Here is a 19823-nt window from a genome sequence, read left to right as displayed (position 1 = left end):
ACTCAATCGGCATCCAAAAAGGCCAAATCTAACCCCACGACACGCCGGGGCCAGACACACTTTTTGACCCTTAACCCCAAAAACACCGAGGGAATGATCCTCTCGGTGTGTTGGTGCCAGGTAGAAGATTCGAACTTCTGAAGGCTAATGCCGGCGGATTTACAGTCCGCTCCCTTTGGCCGCTCGGGCAACCTGGCGTGCTTGGACTACTCTACAGTAGCCTCCCAGAAAAAGTGCAAATCAGCTGGCTAACAAACGTTTCCGCGCTTTAGCCCACGCGGTCGACGGTGTAGCGGGCGATCTGACGCATCGCCGCATTGGCCGGAATGTCGGGGAGCTGATCCAGGCACTCATCCACCACGGCCAAGTAGTCGCGGACACGGTCGAGGGCACGTTCGCGGCCATCGGTGTGGCTGATGAGGGTGAGGGCACGTGTGACCTCGGCATCGTGGATAAGCGGCCCCGTGAGAAGCGCACGGAGCTCTTCCCCGGCGGGACCTTGATCCTGCATGGCATAGAGCGCGGGCAGGGTGAACACGCCTTCGCGCAGGTCCGTGCCAGGTGTTTTTCCGGACTGATCGGTGTCGGAGAAGATGTCGATGATGTCGTCGACGATCTGGAACACCATGCCCACGGCCTCGCCGAGCCTGGTCAGTGCATCAATCGTGGGCTGATCCGCACCGGAGTGAACCGCGCCGAGATGGGCGGCCGAGGCGATGAGCACGCCGGTCTTCTCACGGATGACGCTTAAGTAATGCTCGATCGGGTCGTTGTCGCCGGCGCCGAGGGTCTCCCGCATCTGGCCGGTGACCAGCTGGCCGAAGGTTTCGGCGAAGTGAGCCACGGTGGCGGTATCAATCTCACTCATGATGCGGGAGGCCTCAGCCAGCAGGAAGTCGCCGGAGAGTATGGCTACCGTGTTCGTCCACCGCGAATTGGCAGACTCGACTCCGCGACGCTTGTCCGCCTCATCCATCACATCGTCGTGGTACAGCGTGGCTAGGTGCACCATCTCAACGATGGTGGCGCCACGCACAACGTTGGCGGATTGGGGGTGCGGGCCGAACTCGCTAGCCAGCATGGCCATGACCGGGCGGAATCGCTTACCGCCAGCCTTGGCTAGGTGTGTGACCTTGGCGGACAGGAAATCCTGCCCACTGTTGAGCCGCTGGAACATGAGCTGTTCCACTCGGGCCAACCCGTCAGCAACGCGAGCCGCCAGCGCCTCATCCCCAAGATCCAGCTGGTTGCTGGCTGCGGGCGGCGTAGGAGAGCCGTGAGTCATCTATCGTCCTTGCGGGTCTACAGCGAGAATATGAACCTCCTTTACCGTAGTCCACCCCACATCCAATTAGGGCAATATGTACCGTGAGTACCGTGAATTCGTTTTTAGGCCGCTATGACTGCGTGGTTGTCGGCGCTGGCCCCGCCGGTTCCGCCGCCGCGATCGCCGCGGTTCGGGCTGGTATGAGCACGGTGGTTGTGGATGCCGCTCCCGCCGGCCGCGATAAGACGTGCGGTGATGGTCTGACCCCCCGCGCGGTCCACGCGCTGAAAGAGCTCGGCCTCGAATCAGCACTGCCCGCCTACCGCAACCGTGGCCTGAAACTCCACGGTTATGGGGGTTCCGTCACCGCACCGTGGCCACGCAGCGTGTACGGCACGGAAGGGTCTGCCAGCCCACGCACGCTTTTCGACGCCACCTTGGCCGAACTAGCAGCCACCACCGGCGCCTACGTGTTTTATGACTGCCCTGCCACAGGCGTCTCCTTCGGTGCGGACGGCTCCATCTCCGCAGTGGAAACGCCCCGCGGCCAGATCCAGGCGCGCTGGGTCATCGTGGCGGACGGTGTGCGCTCCCCCTTTGGCAAGAAGCTCGGCCGCCAGTGGCACCGCGGGGAGGTCTACGGCATCGCCGCGCGCTCATATTGCTCGTCTCCGCTTGCTAGCGAACCCTGGATGCACTCCCACGTCGAACTCAACGATGCGGATGGCCAGATCCAACCCGGCTACGGCTGGATCTTCCCGCTGGGCTCGGGCCAGGTCAACCTTGGTTGTGGCGCCCTGTCCACGAATGCCCGTCCGGCGAAGGTGAACACCAAGAAACTCCTGGTGCAGTACGCGGACCAGGTGCGCGAGGAGTGGCAGTTGGGTGAGCCACAGAACATCACCTCGGCGATGTTACCGATGGGTGGCGCGGTCAGTGGCGTGGCCGGCCCAAACTGGATGCTCATCGGGGATGCCGCTGCCTGCGTCAACCCCCTCAACGGTGAAGGCATTGACTACGGACTAGAAACGGCCATCATGGCCGTGGACCTCATCCAATCCATAGGCCCCGGCGCGGACGCTACCTTGGCCTGGCCATGGGTTCTGCGCGAGAGCTACGGCGAGGCGTTCATGCTTGCGCGCACTGCCGCACGTCTGCTCACCTACCCCCAGTTCCTCCCCATCGCCGGGCCGGTGGCCATGCGCACCCTTGGTGGCCGCTACCTCATGCCGGCAGCGGCACGTCTCATGGGCAACCTCATCACGGAGGAGGACAAGGACCTCGTCGCCCGCGCCTGGCGCACCGCCGGGAAAGTTGTCAGTGGTTTGCGCGCGGATACGCCTCTGTGGAGCCTCGTGTGAGCTGACGCTCACACGAGGTATTAGTTTTTTACTGCGTGGTGCAGGGCAACGATGCCAAACGCCAGGTTCTTCCACTCGCACTCGGCCCAGCCGTTGGCATTGATGTCAGCGGCGAGCTGTTTTTGCGCGGGCCACGCCTTGATGGATTCGGCGAGGTACTCATACGCCGGCGCGTTGGAGGAAAACACCTTGCCTAAAAGTGGGATCATCTTGGGCAAATAGCGGCTGTACAGCTGGGAGAACACCGGCACGACGGGGGTGGAAAATTCGTTGACCACCAAGCGTCCACCCGGCTTGGTTACACGTGCCATCTCGCGCAGACCTGCCTTGAAATCGTAGACGTTACGCAGGCCGTAGGAAATGGTCACGGCATCAAAAGATTCGTCCGCGAACGGCAAGTGCATCGCGTCCCCGCACACTTTCGGCACATCGCGGTGCGCCCCGGCGCGCAGCATTCCCTGGGAGAAGTCGCAGGCCACAACCCATGCGCCGGATTTAGCCAGTTCGACGGTGGACACGGCGGTGCCGGCGGCGAGGTCGAGGACCTTCTCCCCCGGCTTGACGTCCAGCAGCTCGCGAGTGCGCTTGCGCCAGTAGCGGTCCAGGCCAGCCGTCATCACCGTGTTGGTGATGTCGTAGTTCTTTCCCACATCATCGAACATTCCCGCAACATCGTGTGGGTCCTTCTCCAGGTTCGCCTTGGCCATAGCCACCGAGTCTAAGTCACGCAGGGTGAATGCGCGGGAAACGGTCTATACCCTTGTGTTTGGGGTACGCATCGAGCACATCGTTGTAGTAGCCCAACAACTGATCACACAGCGCCGGCCATGTCTTGTCCTCGATGGATGTGCGCGCGTTAGCGCTCATGGTGGCCAGGTTCTCGTCGGCGAGAATATGCGCTGCGGCTGCCGGCAGGTCACGTTCGAAGGTCTCCACATCCAGCAACAGGCCGTTGTAGCCCTCCTGGATGGTGTCGATGGGGCCACCGGCGCGCGGCCCAATCGTCGGCACGCCTGAAGCTTGCGCTTCTTGGAGTGTCTGCCCGAAGGTTTCAAACTCGCCTGGGTGTACGAACAGGTCCAGGCTTGCGTAGGCGGCGGCGAGCTTTTCACCGCCGAGCTGCCCCGTGAACACTGCGCCCGGCATGAGCTTGCCCAAATCACGCCGCAGTGGCCCATCTCCCACGATGACCAGCTGAATATTCGGATCGCCGTACAGTGCCACGAGACGCTCCACGCCCTTCTCCGACGCCAACCGGCCTACGTAGCCAACCAGCTTCTTCTGCCCCGTCGGATCCCACTTCGCGCGCAGATCCTCACGGCGTTTCTGCGGGTGGAACAGCACCGAATCCACCCCGCGGCCCCACTTGTGCACATTTCGTACTTTGTGGGCCTCCAACTCCGAAATCGCCACCGAGGATGGCGCCAGCGTCATCTGCGTCAGGTTGTGCAGCCTGCGCGTCCACCGCCACGCCGCCGATTCCAGCAAGCCCAGACGGTACTTCGCAGCAAAGCCCGCCACATCCGTCTGGAACAGCGCAACGCAAGGCACTTTTTGTTGCTTAGCGACGATCGCCCCAATCCCACCCAACACAAACGGACTGGCCAAATGGATAATGTCCGGCTTGAACTCTTTCACCGTTTGAAGCACCCGGCCACTGGGCACACCCACGGGCAAGGAGTCCACGCGAGGCACCATGATCGTGGGCACCCGCACGATAGGAAAACCAAGGTAATCCGGGATTTCTTCCTGATATTCCCGAGCACCCGGGGCGATGACCACTGCCTCTACCCCCGTCTCCTTGAGGTGCTCCAGCACTCGCAGAACCGAGTTGGTTACGCCATTGACATTGGGTAGGAAGGACTCGGCAACAATGGCAACACGCATGATGGCATTATCCATGCCTGCGCCGAACTGGTCATGGAATTACGGGAAACCTTAGGTTAATTTTCTTTTCCGACGATCACGCGGGGTGGCAAGAGCACTCACTGCCCACCAAGCAAGAGCCGCAATCAGGGTAGACACAGCAGCAACTGAGAGCGCCGGGATGATGGCCAACGTCCACTGACGGCCCTCCACCTTCACGATGTCGGGGTTGGACTTGGCATACGCCACCCACACCTGCTGCCCCTCCCCGATCCCGGATGGGTACAGCAAGCCGTACGGCGGGGTGTGGAAGCGCCCCTGCTCATCCTGGTACTCCACCGACATGCGCAGAGTGGACACGCTGTTGACCGTGGCAATACCCCGGCCTGAGTCTTTGGCGATGAGGTAATCGTTGTACGCCGGACCCGCCACCATGGCCACGCTACCGAGCATCGCGCACATGTACAACGCGATGATCAGCTGGTGGAGCCGGCGACGAACAGTCTCCCGCGTCACAACAATTCTCACTCGGTGTGCCCTTTCGCCCTACTTCTTCAACCGCTCAGCCAGGTCCCGGCGGGACGTGCGCGTAGTCACGGCCTCAATGACCAGAACCGGGTGCGGGGAATCGATGTTGTCCATCAACGCATCGGTCAGCTCAGCTGTGCTTTCTGCCCGCGCATAGGCAACGCCGTAGCCCTCACACAGGGACTCAATATCCACATCATGCGGGGTGCCAAAAGCCTGCTCAAACTGGTCACGCAGCGTCGGCGCACCCACTTCAAGCCCCTCGAAGATCCCGCCACCGTTGTCATTGGCCACCACGATGGTGAGGTTGCTCGGCCGCGGCTGCACAATCCCTTCACCGCCCACGAGCAGTCCGCCAATGTCATGGAGGAACGTCAAATCCCCCATGAGCGCAACAGTGCGGGGTGCGCGGATCTCCTCCGGGTGAAGCGCCTGAGTTGCCATGGCAATACCAACGGCCTGGGAGATCGTCCCATCGATGCCGGCTGCGCCGCGTGCCGCAAACGTCGAAACGCCATCGAAGGGCATACCCACCAAGCTGGCGTCGCGCACCGGGTTGGAAGAACCCAGCACCATCGTGTCGCCCACGCCCAACGTGTCACACACCGCCGCCGCGGCGTGCAGGCCAGTGAAACCAAACGCCTCATCTGTGAGGGCATCGCGCACTGTCTGCGCGCCAACGTCACCTGCTGCCTCGCAGATCTTCAACCACGTATCGCTGGGCTGCCCCGTAACGTTCACCCGGCTGCCACGGCGCTGCGGGTTACCGGTGAAGGTGTCCGTGCGGGACAGGCCGATGACCTCAATGGTCGAATCCCCCATGAGCGCCAGCACATCCCGGTGGAGCGTCGGGTGCCCGACCACGATGACTTGCTCAGGCTTTGTCGACGCCGCGAAGTCCCCACCGTCATGACTAATAGCCACCTCATCCTGGACGAAGAATCGCGCCGCCAGCGGATGAACCTGGTGGAACGGCGTGGGCGCAGTTGGCTCCGCGATGGTGGGAACGTGCTCCAGGCCCGGCACTTCCCACGCCTCATCACCAGCGATGACGAGCGTGTTTTTATCCAGATCCACGTCCACCACGCCGTGGTCTACAAAAGCTGCCCCGTCGCGGACCAGTCGACCCGGCCCCACCCTGCGCGGCTGGCCTGCTGGCTCCGGCAGTGCCTGTGGCACGAGCGGGGTGTCAAAAGCAACGTTGATGTGTACTTGATCCGCTGCAAAGGAAATCGGGTCGGCTGGGGATGTGACCTGTTGGGTTTCTGCGTAGCGGCCAAAGATGCCCTGCTGCCAGATGGTCTGCGATGCACCGGTACCCACGAGGCGCTCTGGACGGTCCGCACTCACTACCACCAGCGGCGTGTGGGACATGTAAGCCTCCACCACCGCTGGGAAGGCGTTGGCTACGGCAGTGCCCGACGTCATCACCACACCCACATGGCGCCGCTGCACCCGCGCAAGGCCAAGGGCGGTGAACGCTGCCGAACGCTCATCAATGCGCACGTGCACCGTGATGTCCTCACGTGCCAGTAAGGCGTACGCAAGAGGAGAATTACGCGAGCCGGGGCTCAACACCACATCCGTGACGTGCTCTGCCAGCACCTGCGCCACATGCTGTGCCAGCGTGAGGGAGTCTAGGGAATCCACTGAGTTAGACACTCTCTTTCTCATCAGATCTATGAGGATCTAATTGGACGCCTTCATCTCGTCAATAAGCTTCTTCAAATCATCCAGCATGCTCTGGAAATCATCCCTGACATCTTCCGGGACCTCCGTGGGAATCGCAGTGGGCAATTCCGATGGCAGCTCAGTGGGCACTGTGATCTCACCGTCGCCCTCTTTATCACTGTTGAACAGGCTTTCCCAGAAGCCATCCTTCCCCGTAGTCACCGTTTCCGTTTCGGTGAGTGTGACCGGTGCTGGTGGTGGCTGGTTTGCGCGCGATTCCGCACCACGCCACAGAAAGAACAGCACCACACCGGCGAGCGCCATGAGCACCGCGATAATCCCCAATGCGATAGCGGTGCTGTTTGATTTTTCGGCATTCTCAGGCGCGAACTGCTGCCCGTTGTAGCCAGCCGGACGATAGGGCTCGTCATATGGCTCCGGATCGCTATAGCGGTCCTCGTACCCGGAGGAATAATTACCAATGTAGGCCGTCTGATTATCCTCATCCGGCATGTACTGCCGTGGCGCCGGCGAGGTCGAACCCAAGTATTCCGTCCGGTCGTCTGAGTTATCCCGCGGGAACTTGCGCGTCTGATCATCCATAGGGCACATCGTAGCTTCCACCCGCGACATCAAGGATGTCCCAGCACCGTCGCAGCCGGTCAAACCAGAAATCCTTGCGCTCCCCTGACGCTGCCAACGCTGCCAACCGGTCCGCATCGGGCACGCACGGGGCAGCGTCCAAACAGCCGCCACGAAGCTCCTGTTTTTCCACAACATCCTCTACAAACAACCGTTGTGTGCCCAGCCCAGCGGCATTCACAGTGACACCAGCCATGGACATCTCCACCGCCTTCGCCACGATCAACCCCACACCAATTCCCACTGCTGTATCCAGCGCCGAAGCAACGGTGATGCTCATGTTGTGCGCGGCAAGATCCTTCGCAATTGTCAGGGTGTTTCCCACCCCACCCAGCGGCGCCACCTTGGCCACCGCCACATCCGCTGCATCAAGTTCGGCAACACGGTACGGGTCCGCGGCTTTTCTAATGGACTCATCCGCAGCAACCGGCACGTCTATCCGGCGACGCACCTCCGCCAGCTCCTCCACTGTCTTGCACGGCTGCTCAATGTAGCGCAGCATCCCACCAGCAGCATCCGCCAAAGCAGTGGCCGCCTGGACTGCTTCCTCCACGGACCATCCACCGTTCGCATCCACGCGCAGTTCCGCATCGGGGCGGTGGGTGTGGACGGCGGCGATGCGGGAGATGCCGTCGATAAGCGTCTGCCCTTTCTCCGCCACCTTGATTTTGAAGGTGTCCACCCCTGGGAAGCGCTCGAGCACCCCCTCAACCTCAGACGCGGCAACCGCGGGCACGGTGCCATTGATGCGCACCGCACGGTCCCCCATGTCAAGACCTTGATAGCCCTGGTAGGCGGCCTCCAACCCGGCGCGCAACCAGGCGGCGGATTCGCGGTCGCCGTACTCCAGGAAGGGCGCGAACTCGCCCCACCCCGCCGGGCCGTCGATGAGGAGGGCCTCCCGCGTGGTGATCCCCCGGAACGGCACCACCATCGGCAACGCAACCACATGGGCGCGGTCCAGAATGTCCGCCAGCTCCAAATCCTTCACCTCCACGCCGTGTTCTGGAGGTTTACTCTAGTGGGCCACGCAAGGGATCCGAGATATCTCACCACTCAAAATCGCGACCTGGGGTTTTACAAAAGTTGCACCGACAAGCGGTCAGATATCTCGACCACGCTCAAACACACTCAATGGCACAATGACGGAATGACCAACTCCGCTACTTATTCCACCGCCCAGCCCTTCGACCCATCCCAGTGGACCACCGTCGAGGGTTTTGATTTCACCGACATCACCTACCACCGTCACGCCGGTGAGGGCCGCGCGAACGGCATCGTGCGCATTGCGTTTAACCGGCCAGAAGTGCGCAATGCTTTCCGTCCGCACACGGTGGATGAGCTCTACCGGGCGCTCGACCACGCGCGCCGGGATCCGTCTGTCGGTGTTGTGCTGCTCACCGGCAATGGACCCTCCCCGAAGGATGGCGGCTGGGCGTTCTGTTCCGGCGGTGACCAGCGCATTCGTGGCCGTTCCGGCTACCAGTACGCCACCAGCCACGACGGTGATGTGGAAGCCGCCACCGCGGAGCATGTCGATGAAGCCCGCGTAAAAGCCGAGGGCGGCCGCCTACACATCCTGGAGGTTCAGCGTCTCATCCGCACGATGCCGAAGGTGGTCATCGCTGTAGTGAACGGGTGGGCGGCCGGCGGCGGGCACTCCCTCCACGTCGTGTGCGACATGACCATCGCATCGCGCGAGGAAGCCCGCTTCAAGCAGACCGACGCCGATGTCGGCTCCTTCGACGGCGGCTACGGGTCGGCGTACCTGGCCAAGCAGGTCGGCCAGAAATTCGCCCGCGAGATCTTCTTCCTCGGCCGCACCTACTCCGCCGACGACATGCACCGCATGGGCGCCGTGAACATCGTCGCCGACCACGCCGAACTCGAAGCAGAAGTCATCCAGGTCGCCCGCGAAATCAACGGCAAGTCCCCCACTGCCCAGCGCATGCTCAAATTCGCCTTCAATTTGCTTGACGACGGCCTCATGGGCCAACAAGTCTTCGCCGGCGAAGCCACCCGCCTCGCCTACATGACCGACGAGGCGGTGGAAGGCCGCGACTCCTTCCTGGAGAAGCGCCCGCCGAACTGGGACGAGTTCCCGTTCTATTACTAGGCGAGCTGGGGTTTTTTCTCCGGCTCTGGCTCCGGGCCCGGGTTCGATCCTGCGTTCAGGTCGCTCTCGGACTCCACAGCGGACTCCGTGGCGGGCTTCCTGCGGCGCGCTAGGAGTCTGTCTGCTGCCAACATGGCCGCAAAGCTGAGACCCAGCAACGGTAGGAACAAGCCCACCGGGATACCCACGGCAGCGATGATGACCCAGTCCGTGCGGGTCAGATCAGCGCGGCCCGGAACACCGGCAACACCGTTCTTGGTGGGGCGACGGCGCCACCACATGATGTAGCCCATCACCACCATCGCGCAGATCCCCAGAGCAACGAGGGCGAGGGTGATCTGCAGAGCCAGGCCGAACATGATGCCCATGTGGAAGTAGATGCCCCACTGGGTGAGTTTGGAAAACAGTGGCAGCTCCGAGAACGGCAGGCGGTCTACAACCTCACCGGTTTCGCCGTTGACGCTCACTGCGTCGGAGGTGAGACGCCACGGCACCCAGCGTTCGCTGGCCTGCCACGCGTGGTCAGTGGCTTCCGGGACGAAGAGGCGCACCTGCCCCGTCAGGCCTTCAGCGCGTGCGGTGTCCAGGACGGTCGCTGCTTGATCTGAAATCTGTGCGGGGGTCAGGCCACCCGCAGCCGCAGCACCGGAGTGATTATGCTCCGCATGCGGATCAGCTTCAGCAGCCTCAGGCTGGGCAACCAGCGAGGTCTCAATCGGTTCCGCCTTACCGCCAAGCCACGTAATCGTGCGATCGACGTTGCCACCGGCAAACACAGACCAGGTGATACCCGTCGCGGACAGGCCAAGCATGCCCACCAGCAACCAGGTGCCAGCCACACCGTGCAAGTTGAGAACCTTACGGCGGCGGCCGCTCTTGTTCTCCAGACCAGTCAGCGCACGCTTGCGGGCCATGCGCCACCACAGGAACAAGCCACCCAGGGCCACAACCCACAACCAGCTCGCGGCGATCTCGGAGTAGAGCTCACCCACCTCACCCAGGTGCAAATTTTTGTGTGTAGCAGAAATCCAGTGGCGCAGCGGCAGCTCACCCAAACCGGAGTAGCTCGGCTCATCGCCCATCACCGAGCCGGTGTACGGGTCGACGAAGATGCTGCGGAGTTCGCTGTTGTCGGCCAAGGATTCGTCGATAAGCAGCACGCGCGTCGGCTCATCAGCCTTCGAGGACGGCCAGACCTGCGCCACATCCATGTCGGGGTGCGAATTTTGCGCGGCCTTGATTTGGCTGGCCAGCGGCACCTCCGTGGCATCGCCGCCTTCCGGCGCGGACACGGTCAGCACATCTTTGTACACGAGGTTTTCCAGGGTGGGCGCGATGGCATACAGCGCGCCACTGAGTGCCGCGATGAAAATGAACGGGGCGATAAACAGCCCGGCATAAAAGTGAATTCTTCTGGTCAGCGCGGGCAAGCCGCTGCGTTGGCGTGTTGTCCGAGACACATGTGCACCTTTCGATTGAGATTGGGACGCAATAAAAGTCGCATCCTGTGACGCACAAGTTCCCCAAAATATGTTTTTTAAAGAAACACAAACGTCAGCGGTTGAAAATTATTTACCCCCACCTACACAAATCCAGCTAACGCCGACGCTGTGGTCCCTGGAGCTGCCAGTGAGCCGTGGCAGCACTGCTGACCAAGAACACAAGCCCCAATCCAACGGCTGTGATGAAGCGAGGATAAGTGGTGGCAGTTTCCGGCCAAGCCGTCGGCGCGATCACCCAGAGCGCGCTCTTGGCAAGGACATCTCCGCCAATCGTGGCGGAGAAGATGGTCACGGCCAGTGTCAGAGCGAGTGCCCACCCCACGCCCCAACGAACAGTAACGGCCAGTGAGAGGAATACCATCGCGCCGCCGATGAGGGCGGCGAGGAGGAGGCGACGTGCGACGTCGATAGGCATTGCCCCACAGGTCACCGCGGCGAGGAGCGCAACGAGCGTGACCACAATGAGCAGCCAACCAAGCAATGCTGCGCGGACATGCGCGTGCTCTATCTGCATGAGAACCCAGGCCGGCCGCAACTGTGGCCACACGAGTACTGGGAGAAGACCCGCACCGACGGGCAGGATCGCATAGGTGAACAAGCCCGTGCGTACGGATGGGTCGTAGCGCAGTGCGAGCAGCATGACCAGCACGGACAAGACCACGCACCCAATCACCGCCGGATTCAACGCAGCGCGATGAATGCCACGAAGTGCTGCCAGGTGTGGCACGGCGGCCGGACGGTTCACAGCGGGTATTGCAGGGTTATCAGCTACCGGCGCGGTCACCGCATGGACGGTTTGGCGGCGCAAGCGCAGAGGCGTCGGCCGCGCTGGAACAAGCACTGTGCACGCCATCCCCACCACGGCGAGCAGCACGCACAGAGCGAAGGCCGGCCACGGTGACTCATACCGCAACGGCGAATCTGCCTCCAATGGTGTTGCATTGAAGTGCAGCCTCATCGTGGGCAGCACGAGACGCATAGGCCACGCGCCGGGGCTGAGCCACCACCAGTCATGCTCCGCGAAATAGCCGAGGAACTGCCAAATGAGGGAACCAGCGAGCGCAACGATAAGACCGTAGCGGCGGCTCACTGCCGCAGCTACGCCAGCAACACCGAGCGAACCGACCCACGTGAAAACTCCGATCAATAGGACGCGCGCCGCGTGCTCGAGACCGAAAAGCGCAGCAAGCGCCCATGTCGCACCGAAATCGAGCAAGAAAAATAAGCCAAGCGCTACCCACACCACCACAAGCCGGGCAGCGCGTGTCGCATGCTGCGATGCCGGGCGCCACAGCGTTCCGCCCGAGCGCGACTGTTTTTCCCGTTGCTCCACCAGCCCTGCATACAGCGCGGCGATCGGCGCGAGCATGCCCGTGACCAGCAATGCTTGCCAGTTGAGCATGTCGGAAGCGTCTTCAACAACGCCGGCCAGCGACATTCCCGACAGGACTAAGCCCAGCACTAGACCACTGCCGGCGAGCCACCACAGGACGGAGCCTTTCGCACGGATGCATTCAGCACGCAGTTCCCGCATTGTTTTAGAGCACCTCCCCGTTCGCAGCAGTGCCACGGGTGAGCTGGAAGAAGGATTCCTCCAGGTTCGGGCCAAGCTCGCGTAATTCGCCTGCAAACCGCACGGTGCCATCGGCGATCACGGTGGCATCATCGGCCAGGTGAAGGACCTCACCAAGCTGATGCGAACTGACCAGCACGGTACGCCCAGCACGGGCATAGTCCTTCAAATACTCACGCAGGTGCGCGATGCCCTCCGGGTCAAGGCCGTTCTGAGGTTCATCGAGCATCAACACTGGTGGTTCGCCGAGCAGCGCCTGCGCTAACGCCAGGCGTCCTTTCATGCCAGTGGAGAAATGTGAGGCTTTCTTCTTCCCCGCGGCCTCCAGCCCGACAAGCTCAATGACTCGATCTGCCTCCGAATCCGGCAGACCGAGCAATGTTGTGTGTACCCGCAGGTTGTCGCGGGCACTGAGGTGGCCGTAAAACGCCGGGTCATTGATGGAGGCCCCAACAAAACGCAACTGGGATCGCTTGAAAGGCTGCCCCATCAACGTCACGTTGCCATGATCGGGCTTAATCAGGCCAAGCAGCATCGACATCAGCGTGGACTTGCCGGCACCGTTCGGGCCAAGCAGCGCATGCACACGACCAGGTGACGTTGTCAGCGACACATCTTTCAAGACATGGTGGTCACCAAAAGTAACGGAAACATCTGAACAAGCAAGGTGCGAACTGATCATGCACACCATCTTTGTTGTCCAGGTCAGATGTGTAATCCCCCCGTGGGAGGATTTTCTAGTCCACTATCCCAGCGCGCTGCGCAAAGAGCACCAGGGCAACTCGGTCGCGTGCACCGAGCTTGTGCAGCAAATTCTTCACATGTGTTTTCACTGTGGTTTCCGCGATAAATAGCCGCTGAGCTAGCTCCGCATTCGTTGCTCCAGTTCCAATTTCGGCCAGCACCTCCACCTCGCGTCGGGTGAGAAAGGAAAGGGCTTGCCTCTGCTCGTTACTTAGAGCGTTGTGCCTATCCACCCCACCTCGCACCCACTCCAGCACCTTCCCTGTCACACCACTAGCCAGGACAGATTCACCACGAAAAACCGTCCGGATGGCCTCCGCCAGTACCTCCGGGTCAGCGTCTTTGAGCAGGAATCCGTGAACGCCGGCTTCAATCGCAGCTTTTACCAACGCATCATCATCAAAGGTGGTCAACATGATCACTTTCGGGCCAAGTGGCATGATCTGACGTGCCGCGGAAATCCCATCAAGGACAGGCATACGGATATCCAGCACAGCCACATCAATGTCGTGTTGCCTGACCTGCTCCACTGCTCTTTTACCATCAGCAGCGGTAGCCACCACCTCAAAATCCGGTTGCGCGTTCAGGATGGTGGTGAGGGCGTGGAGGAGGAGCGGTTGATCGTCGGCAAGCAAAATGCGCATCTCAGACTCCCAACACAGCAGTGACAGTGACCTTGTTGTCTTCGTGCTCAATGTCGAAAGTCCCGCCCGTCGCGCGTGCACGCTCCCGCATACCGACGATCCCCGTGCCCGCCCCCGGATGCGCCTGCGTACGCCCCACCGACGAAACGGTCACACGGATCGCCTCCGCTCGCTGCTCAACAGCGACCTCTGCGACCGGATTCTCCTGGTGCTTGACTGCATTAGTCAGCGCTTCCGCGACGATCCTGTTCAGCGCCTGCGCCGTGACCGTGGGCACGTTCAACCGCTCCGGAGCATCGAGCGTGACCTCCAAGCCACTGGTACGAAAACGCTCGATCACGGCTGGAAGTGATTCGGCCGTGCCGGCAGGCGTGAGTCCCGGACCCTCATCCCGCAGCCCTTTAACCAGCAAGCGAATATCCGCGAGAGCGTCCCCCGCTGTGTCTCGGATAAGCTCGAGCGATTCTCGTTCCGTCCCGGCAGTCAGTCCAGCATGAGCCTGCACCTTGATCAGTGTCAGTGAATGACCCAGCACATCGTGGATATCGCGGGCCGTGTTCAGCCGCTCCTCCTCCCGCGCCGCAACTAAACGTTGCTCCCGCATGTGCGACCTATGTTTCTTCGTCTCCTCTTCAGCAGCCCCACTTACCGCAAGAAGATACGCCACGGCAATGACCGCCCAGTGAAACAACAATGTCAACGCTGCATCGGGCGGCCGCCGGTAGAACAGCATGAAGTCCTCATCCCACGTCCACATAAACGGGGAGATGAAACACCACGCTGCCGCCACCGCGGTGAGTAGTTTGGCTTGCCACATTCCACGAACTCGCGCACTACCACCCCTCGTGTCCTCGGGGATGTCCTGGGCGTGACGGCGTCCGGTATAAACCGCAAGCGGAACCAACATCACCCACACCGCGTAACCAATATTCGTCGGCGCAGCTACCCACAGCACTGACCACGCCACGTTCAACAACACCATCAATGTTGATGATGTCAACGGATTTCTCTGCCACCGTGACAGCGCCCCAACAAAACACCAGGACAGAAGCACTTGAACCCAATCCTGGGCAGCTACATGGCCAGTGAACAGCGGCACCGTGTACACCAGCGCCAACCCAGCCGCCAGCGAAGTGACAACGAGCTCACCGGATTTCATACGCACAAACATGAGCCTATCCCGCTGCCCCAGCCCGACTCCTCCTCCCACAGGAGGAGATTGACTCACGCTAGGATGACGCGCGTGCCCAACATGCTCGAACTCCTCCCCGTTGATCTGGCTGATCCCCTGACGATCATGCCGGACCTGGAAGCGGCGATCTCTGGCGAATGCGCTGTGCTCCCAGTCCCGGCGAATGACCCGACGCGGGCGGATAAACTCCGCGTGAGCATGCGCGCCGGCCAGTCCATCGCAGACGATATCGCGGTGGTGGTGGCCACCTCCGGTTCCACGGGCACGCCGAAGGGTGCGCAACTCACGCCGGTGAACCTCATCTCCAGCGCCGATGCCACCCATCAGGCTTTGGGTGGCCCGGGTCAGTGGCTGCTGGCCATGCCGGCGCACCACATCGCGGGCCTACAGGTCCTCGTGCGCAGCATGGTCGCCGGCGTCGAGCCGGAATTCGTCGACCTCACCGACGGCTTCCACACCTCCGACTTCGTCGCACGCGCCGAAACACTCGCCGCCACCGGCGACCGCATGTACACCTCGCTCGCCCCGATGCAGCTCAACAAGATCATGAGCACCCTCGCCGGGATCGAAGCCTTGAGGCTTTTCGACGCCATCTTGGTCGGCGGTGGCCGCATCAACCCGAAAATGCTCGACTCGGCAGCCAAACTGCGCATCAATGTGGTGACCACATACGGCTCCTCCGAAACCTCCGGCGGCTGTGTGTATGACGGCCAGCCCATCGCCGGCGCCCACGTCCGCGTCCGCGATGGCCGCATCCACCTTGGTGGACCCATGATCGCCCACGGCTACCGCAACCTGCCTGACCACGAAGCCTTTGCCGAACCTGGCTGGTTCATCACCTCCGATGCCGGTGAACTCACTGACGGGGTTCTCACCGTCAGTGGACGCTTGGACAACCTCATTGAAACCGGCGGACTCAAACTGCAGCCCGAACTGCTTGAGGAGTTCATGCTCTCCCTCGACGGCGTCACCGGCGCCTGCGTCGTCGGTGTTCCCGATGACCGCTTCGGCCACCGCATCTGCGCCGCCTACTCCGGCTCCGCCGAGTTAGGTGACCTCATCGAAGCGTTTGATGATCTCCCCCGCTGGCAGATCCCCAAAGACCTCCGCCACTTCCGCATGATCCCCACCACCGGCCCCGGCAAACCCGACCGTCGCGCCGTCGCGGCAATCTTCGCCGGGGAGGTCTAAAGTCCCGGGCCCCGCCCACCAAATTCGGAACGTACGCACCGATCCAGCGTTCATCAAGACTCAGTCCGCCCGAGAATCACGAAATTCGGATCGCCCATTCCGTTTCTGGCGGCCCACAGGTAACCTGATATCCACAACCAAGCAAATTCGGAACGCCCGCTCCGCCACACCCACAACGCAAGAGAGGAGCCACGCCAATGGACGTCAGCGAACTTGGCCAGTTCGTTCGGGCCCAACGTAAACGCGTCGGCCTGACACAGGTAGACCTCGCCGACCTGGCGGGGGTCTCGGATCGTTTCCTGCGAGAGCTGGAGAAGGGCAAACCAACGGCCGAAGTGGGCAAGGTCTTCACCGTGCTATCCACCCTCGGCTTCGACTTAGAGCCACGGGTCCACCGGGGTGATCTGCTGTGATTGTCGCGGATGTGTACAAGGCAGGCGTGCTTGCCGGCTATTTCTCCAAGCAGCCAGGTGGTGTCACCGAGTTTCACTATGTAGCGGACGCCCCTGGCGCGGTCGCAACCAGTTTGCCTATTCAGGGTTCGCCTTACACCACGTTTGGTGGGGCGATTCCCCCGTTTTTCACCAATTTGCTGCCGGAAGGTCGGCGTCTTTCTAGCCTCAAGCGCACAGTGAAGGCATCGCTGGATGATGAACTGGCGTTGCTCCTTGCCGTTGGGTCCAACACGGTTGGGGACGTTGTGGTGGTTCCCCATGGGCAGCAACCCCAGCCGACTTCCGCAGCCATCGCTTTAGATGGCGAACTCGACTTTTCACAAGCACTGACCACCGCGGGGATCACCGACCCGATCGCCGTGCCGGGAGTGCAGGATAAAGCATCCGCCCGCACAATCGCGGCCCCAGTCCGCGGCGCTGGCACCGAGTACATTCTCAAAGTTTCGCCCCCTGAGTACCCACAGCTCGTGGAAAATGAAGCAGCGTGCTTCAGCATTGCCCGCACCGCAGGGTTTCCGTTAGCGCAGGTGCAATTGCTTACCGACGCCTCCTCCCGCCCCGGCCTCCTCATCTCCCGCTTCGACCGCGTGGGGGTTGAACGGCTTCATGTCGAAGACGGCGCCCAGATCATGGGGCTCTACCCCAGTGAGAAGTACAACCCAGCGATGGAGGAGGTGGTGCAAGCACTTATGGCGGTGAGCTCTTCACCATTATTGACAGCTCGCAATCTCGCTTTTCAGGTGGCATTGGCATGGCTGACGGGCAACGGCGATCTCCACGCCAAGAACATGTCATTGATCTGGCGAGGCGGAATGGCAGAGGTCTCCCCCATCTACGATATTCCGTCCACCCTCCCCTACGGCGGCACCACGATGGCGCTGTCCATCCAGGGCAGAAAGGACAACATCAGTGGAAAGGTTTTTCGGGCTTTCTGCGCCGAGATCGGTTTGAATGCAAGGGCGACGGACTCTGTTATGCGTCTTGCCCTTGTCGCCACAGAGGATGCAGCAGAGCAGATTATTGCGGCGACTGACTTTGATGCCCGTCGCGCGCGGGATCTCCGCCGCGTTCTGAGCCACCGCCGCCAACTATGGCTCTAGTGGGCTAGTCCTCGTCCGTGGGTTCGTTGAGAAGCACAGCGATGTCCTCATCGGTGTACGTGGCTTCGAGTTGAACGTCATTGCCCCCACCCCACTGGTTGCTGCGCACTAGGGCTTGGCGCTGGGACATTGGGATGATGGAGAACTCTCGCGGGTGGGGGAACACCTGCCGGACGCGGTGGCCGGAGCGGAGGGCGCAGTGGTTGAGCCAGACGTCGTCCGCAAGCGGTGCTTTTCCTTGAAATTCCTTGCCGCGAGCAGCGACGAATTCCACCATCGACGCTGGGTAGATCACTCCGGACACGCCGGTGGCGAAGTGGCGGAAGGAGGGGTCTGTGGTGAAGGTGGCGGTCCAGAGGCGGTACGGAGCGAGGGCGGCCTCGTTCATCGTGATCGTGTGCGCACGGTAGGCAACAACGTTGCGCGGGGATGCGTCCGCCGCATTCAGTAGCTTTTCCACGAACCACCGTGGATACATCATGTCATCATCCACCGTGATCACGCGCACGCCCTTGCCAGCGAACTCTTGGAAGGTGCCGTAGTACTTAGTGTGCGGGCCGTACTTGCCGTCAGAGCACCGCACATCGAGGCCGCGTTGAACCAGGCGCTTCAACCTCGGTGGCCACGGGCCATTGAAGTCCTCCGCATCGAGCCACAAGATCACCGGCAGGCGCACCGTCCCCACGAGGAGCGACGCGATGGCGTACACCGCGGTGGACAGGCGTTTGCCGTAGGTGGTTAGGGAAATGACGGTGTCCCCCTCCCTTGCCGTGGATGCGTCGGGGAGCGACAATGAGTGCGCCTTTGTTGCCAACAACAAACCCGGTTGGCGCGCGAAAGTGCCCGCCGTGTGGAGCACCTGGCGGACGGCATAGTCGATCCACATGAAGCGCTACTTTATCCCAGCTTCCCTCCGCGCCCACTTTGAGTGCATGATGGACAACATGGATTCCGCGCCTCTTACCCCTTCCTCCGACCCTGCTGACATGCCAGAAGATAGTGGATCAGCTACTTTCCGTGACTGGTGGCAGGCGGCACGCCCGCACACGTGGTTCAACGCGGTAGCCCCCGTTGTCGTGGGTACTGGTGCAGCGGCTTATGAGTTCTGGTGGAGCCTCCCCCTAGCCTTCTTGGCTCTCATCGTGTCCATGGGGCTCATCATTGGTGTGAACTACGCCAATGACTATTCCGACGGCGTGCGCGGGACCGACAATGACCGTTCGGGCCCCGCGCGCCTGACCGCTTCCGGGAAAACCCGCCCGGAGAACGTGAAGCGGGCTGCGTTCATCTCTTTTGGTATTGCCGGCCTTGCTGGCCTGGTGCTAGCGCTGATCTCTGAACCGTGGCTCATCCTCGTTGGCGCGGTGTGCATTCTTGCCGCGTGGTTTTATACCGGCGGGAAGAACCCGTACGGCTATCGGGGTTTGGGCGAGGTCTCCGTATTCATCTTCTTCGGCCTCGTGGCGGTGCTGGGCACCCAGTTCACGCAGTCACTCACCGTGACGTGGGTGGGCGTGGCGTGTGCCGTGGCGGTGGGTGCGATCTCCGCGGCAATCAACCTGGCCAACAACATCCGGGACATCCCCACGGATAAGGAAGCTGGGAAGGTCACCCTCGCTGTAAAGCTCGGGGATAAACGCGCCCGCATCCTGTTTAGTGTGCTGACCCTGATCCCCTTCGTGGTTACGCTCATTCTTGCTACGACCCTCCTCACCACGTTGCTCGCTCTCGTGGCGCTGCCGTGGGCGATCAGCTCGATCATGGTGGTTCAACGCGGCGCGCAAGGCCCGGATCTCATCCCCGTTCTGGGGCGCAATGGGCGCGCCATGCTGGTGTGGTCCCTGGTCACTGCGGTCGCACTCACCGCTGCCTCCCCCATGTGGTGGGTGGGTGAAACAGTCCCTTACACCGTGGATGGATACCAGGACTTTGGGTGGACCGTCTACATCGACCGGTAGCCAAAGCAAGCTT

General features: G+C 61.7%; 19 protein-coding genes and 1 tRNA gene. 6 read left to right on the top strand and 14 right to left on the bottom strand.

All coding sequences use genetic code 11. The features are described from left to right. Positions 1-111 precede the first annotated feature (111 nt). Positions 112-197, bottom strand: a tRNA-Tyr gene (locus QP994_RS09410). Between the two features lie 71 nt (positions 198-268). Further along, a complete protein-coding gene (locus QP994_RS09405; protein ID WP_284856015.1) occupies positions 269-1285 on the bottom strand; it encodes a polyprenyl synthetase family protein in 1017 nt (338 codons plus the stop codon). A gap of 92 nt (positions 1286-1377) precedes the next feature. On the opposite strand from QP994_RS09405, the gene QP994_RS09400 reads away from it, so the two are divergent. Continuing rightward, on the top strand, positions 1378-2628 hold the full coding sequence (locus QP994_RS09400; protein ID WP_284866439.1) for a geranylgeranyl reductase family protein: 1251 nt from the start codon (positions 1378-1380) through the stop codon (positions 2626-2628). A 20-nt stretch (positions 2629-2648) separates the two neighbouring features. Here QP994_RS09400 and QP994_RS09395 read toward each other — a convergent pair whose 3' ends face one another. The 6 genes from QP994_RS09395 to QP994_RS09370 all read right to left on the bottom strand — a co-directional run bounded on the left by QP994_RS09395 (position 2649) and on the right by QP994_RS09370 (position 8326). Then, complete coding sequence (locus tag QP994_RS09395) at positions 2649-3335, bottom strand: demethylmenaquinone methyltransferase (protein WP_284866437.1); 687 nt, start codon at positions 3333-3335, stop codon at positions 2649-2651. A gap of 16 nt (positions 3336-3351) precedes the next feature. Continuing rightward, complete coding sequence (locus QP994_RS09390) at positions 3352-4515, bottom strand: glycosyltransferase family 4 protein (protein WP_284866451.1); 1164 nt, start codon at positions 4513-4515, stop codon at positions 3352-3354. 51 nt (positions 4516-4566) lie between these two features. After that, positions 4567-4956 carry a DUF3592 domain-containing protein gene (locus QP994_RS09385; RefSeq protein ID WP_284866450.1) on the bottom strand — a complete coding sequence of 130 codons (390 nt, stop codon included), beginning with the start codon at positions 4954-4956 and terminating at the stop codon, positions 4567-4569. 84 nt (positions 4957-5040) lie between these two features. Continuing rightward, entirely contained in the window at positions 5041-6684 is a 1644-nt protein-coding gene (gene menD / locus QP994_RS09380; protein WP_284866435.1) for a 2-succinyl-5-enolpyruvyl-6-hydroxy-3-cyclohexene-1-carboxylic-acid synthase, read from the bottom strand. A 27-nt stretch (positions 6685-6711) separates the two neighbouring features. Then, positions 6712-7296 (bottom strand): hypothetical protein, encoded by a 585-nt coding sequence (locus QP994_RS09375; protein WP_284866433.1) that lies wholly within the window; start codon positions 7294-7296, stop codon positions 6712-6714. After that, positions 7289-8326 (bottom strand): o-succinylbenzoate synthase, encoded by a 1038-nt coding sequence (locus QP994_RS09370; RefSeq protein ID WP_284866448.1) that lies wholly within the window; start codon positions 8324-8326, stop codon positions 7289-7291. Before QP994_RS09370 ends, QP994_RS09375 begins: the two co-directional genes overlap by 8 nt. A 159-nt stretch (positions 8327-8485) precedes the next feature. On the opposite strand from QP994_RS09370, the gene QP994_RS09365 reads away from it, so the two are divergent. Beyond that, positions 8486-9451 (top strand): 1,4-dihydroxy-2-naphthoyl-CoA synthase, encoded by a 966-nt coding sequence (locus QP994_RS09365; RefSeq protein ID WP_284866431.1) that lies wholly within the window; start codon positions 8486-8488, stop codon positions 9449-9451. Here the strand turns inward: QP994_RS09365 and QP994_RS09360 are convergent. From QP994_RS09360 to QP994_RS09340, 5 genes are all read right to left on the bottom strand, one after another. After that, positions 9448-10911 carry a PepSY domain-containing protein gene (locus QP994_RS09360; RefSeq protein ID WP_284866429.1) on the bottom strand — a complete coding sequence of 488 codons (1464 nt, stop codon included), beginning with the start codon at positions 10909-10911 and terminating at the stop codon, positions 9448-9450. The two genes, QP994_RS09365 and QP994_RS09360, sit on opposite strands and share 4 nt — an antisense overlap. 136 nt (positions 10912-11047) lie before the next feature. After that, positions 11048-12487 (bottom strand): ABC-2 family transporter permease, encoded by a 1440-nt coding sequence (locus QP994_RS09355; protein WP_284866427.1) that lies wholly within the window; start codon positions 12485-12487, stop codon positions 11048-11050. Positions 12488-12491: 4 nt separating this feature from the next. Then, complete coding sequence (locus QP994_RS09350) at positions 12492-13205, bottom strand: ATP-binding cassette domain-containing protein (protein ID WP_284866446.1); 714 nt, start codon at positions 13203-13205, stop codon at positions 12492-12494. 58 nt (positions 13206-13263) lie between these two features. Then, on the bottom strand, positions 13264-13914 hold the full coding sequence (locus tag QP994_RS09345) for a response regulator transcription factor (RefSeq protein WP_284866425.1): 651 nt from the start codon (positions 13912-13914) through the stop codon (positions 13264-13266). Between the two features lies 1 nt (position 13915). Continuing rightward, entirely contained in the window at positions 13916-15073 is a 1158-nt protein-coding gene (locus tag QP994_RS09340; RefSeq protein ID WP_284866443.1) for a sensor histidine kinase, read from the bottom strand. A gap of 75 nt (positions 15074-15148) precedes the next feature. On the opposite strand from QP994_RS09340, the gene menE reads away from it, so the two are divergent. The 3 genes from menE to QP994_RS09325 all read left to right on the top strand — a co-directional run bounded on the left by menE (position 15149) and on the right by QP994_RS09325 (position 17852). Further along, on the top strand, positions 15149-16297 hold the full coding sequence (gene menE / locus QP994_RS09335) for an o-succinylbenzoate--CoA ligase (protein WP_284866423.1): 1149 nt from the start codon (positions 15149-15151) through the stop codon (positions 16295-16297). Positions 16298-16494: 197 nt separating this feature from the next. Further along, positions 16495-16710, top strand: a complete 216-nt coding sequence (locus QP994_RS09330; protein WP_284866421.1) for a helix-turn-helix transcriptional regulator — start codon at positions 16495-16497, stop codon at positions 16708-16710. Further along, entirely contained in the window at positions 16707-17852 is a 1146-nt protein-coding gene (locus QP994_RS09325) for a type II toxin-antitoxin system HipA family toxin (protein ID WP_284866419.1), read from the top strand. The genes QP994_RS09330 and QP994_RS09325 overlap by 4 nt, the downstream gene beginning before the upstream one ends. A gap of 4 nt (positions 17853-17856) precedes the next feature. On the opposite strand, the gene QP994_RS09320 is transcribed toward QP994_RS09325, so the two are convergent. Beyond that, positions 17857-18738 (bottom strand): glycosyltransferase, encoded by an 882-nt coding sequence (locus QP994_RS09320; RefSeq protein ID WP_284866417.1) that lies wholly within the window; start codon positions 18736-18738, stop codon positions 17857-17859. Positions 18739-18838: 100 nt separating this feature from the next. On the opposite strand from QP994_RS09320, the gene QP994_RS09315 reads away from it, so the two are divergent. After that, on the top strand, positions 18839-19810 hold the full coding sequence (locus QP994_RS09315) for a 1,4-dihydroxy-2-naphthoate polyprenyltransferase (RefSeq protein ID WP_284866441.1): 972 nt from the start codon (positions 18839-18841) through the stop codon (positions 19808-19810). The last annotated feature ends 13 nt before the right edge of the window (positions 19811-19823 follow it).

Source organism: Corynebacterium sp. MSK044 (assembly GCF_030232825.1).
In the GTDB taxonomy this organism is placed as follows: Bacteria; Actinomycetota; Actinomycetes; order Mycobacteriales; family Mycobacteriaceae; genus Corynebacterium.
Note: the sequence above shows the minus strand (reverse complement) of the source record. Positions and strands in the feature narration are given on the sequence as shown.

Bases quoted from the DNA above. Each gene is read 5' to 3' on its own strand.
- QP994_RS09405 (WP_284856015.1), bottom strand. From the start codon at position 1,285: ATGACTCACGGCTCTCCTACGCCGCCCGCAGCCAGCAACCAGCTGGAT.
- QP994_RS09395 (WP_284866437.1), bottom strand. From the start codon at position 3,335: ATGGCCAAGGCGAACCTGGAGAAGGACCCACACGATGTTGCGGGAATG.
- QP994_RS09390 (WP_284866451.1), bottom strand. From the start codon at position 4,515: ATGCGTGTTGCCATTGTTGCCGAGTCCTTCCTACCCAATGTCAATGGC.
- QP994_RS09385 (WP_284866450.1), bottom strand. From the start codon at position 4,956: ATGTGCGCGATGCTCGGTAGCGTGGCCATGGTGGCGGGTCCGGCGTAC.
- QP994_RS09375 (WP_284866433.1), bottom strand. From the start codon at position 7,296: ATGGATGATCAGACGCGCAAGTTCCCGCGGGATAACTCAGACGACCGG.
- QP994_RS09365 (WP_284866431.1), top strand. From the start codon at position 8,486: ATGACCAACTCCGCTACTTATTCCACCGCCCAGCCCTTCGACCCATCC.
- QP994_RS09355 (WP_284866427.1), bottom strand. From the start codon at position 12,487: ATGCGGGAACTGCGTGCTGAATGCATCCGTGCGAAAGGCTCCGTCCTG.
- QP994_RS09345 (WP_284866425.1), bottom strand. From the start codon at position 13,914: ATGCGCATTTTGCTTGCCGACGATCAACCGCTCCTCCTCCACGCCCTC.
- QP994_RS09340 (WP_284866443.1), bottom strand. From the start codon at position 15,073: ATGAAATCCGGTGAGCTCGTTGTCACTTCGCTGGCGGCTGGGTTGGCG.
- menE (WP_284866423.1), top strand. From the start codon at position 15,149: ATGACGCGCGTGCCCAACATGCTCGAACTCCTCCCCGTTGATCTGGCT.
- QP994_RS09330 (WP_284866421.1), top strand. From the start codon at position 16,495: ATGGACGTCAGCGAACTTGGCCAGTTCGTTCGGGCCCAACGTAAACGC.
- QP994_RS09320 (WP_284866417.1), bottom strand. From the start codon at position 18,738: ATGTGGATCGACTATGCCGTCCGCCAGGTGCTCCACACGGCGGGCACT.
- QP994_RS09315 (WP_284866441.1), top strand. From the start codon at position 18,839: ATGCCAGAAGATAGTGGATCAGCTACTTTCCGTGACTGGTGGCAGGCG.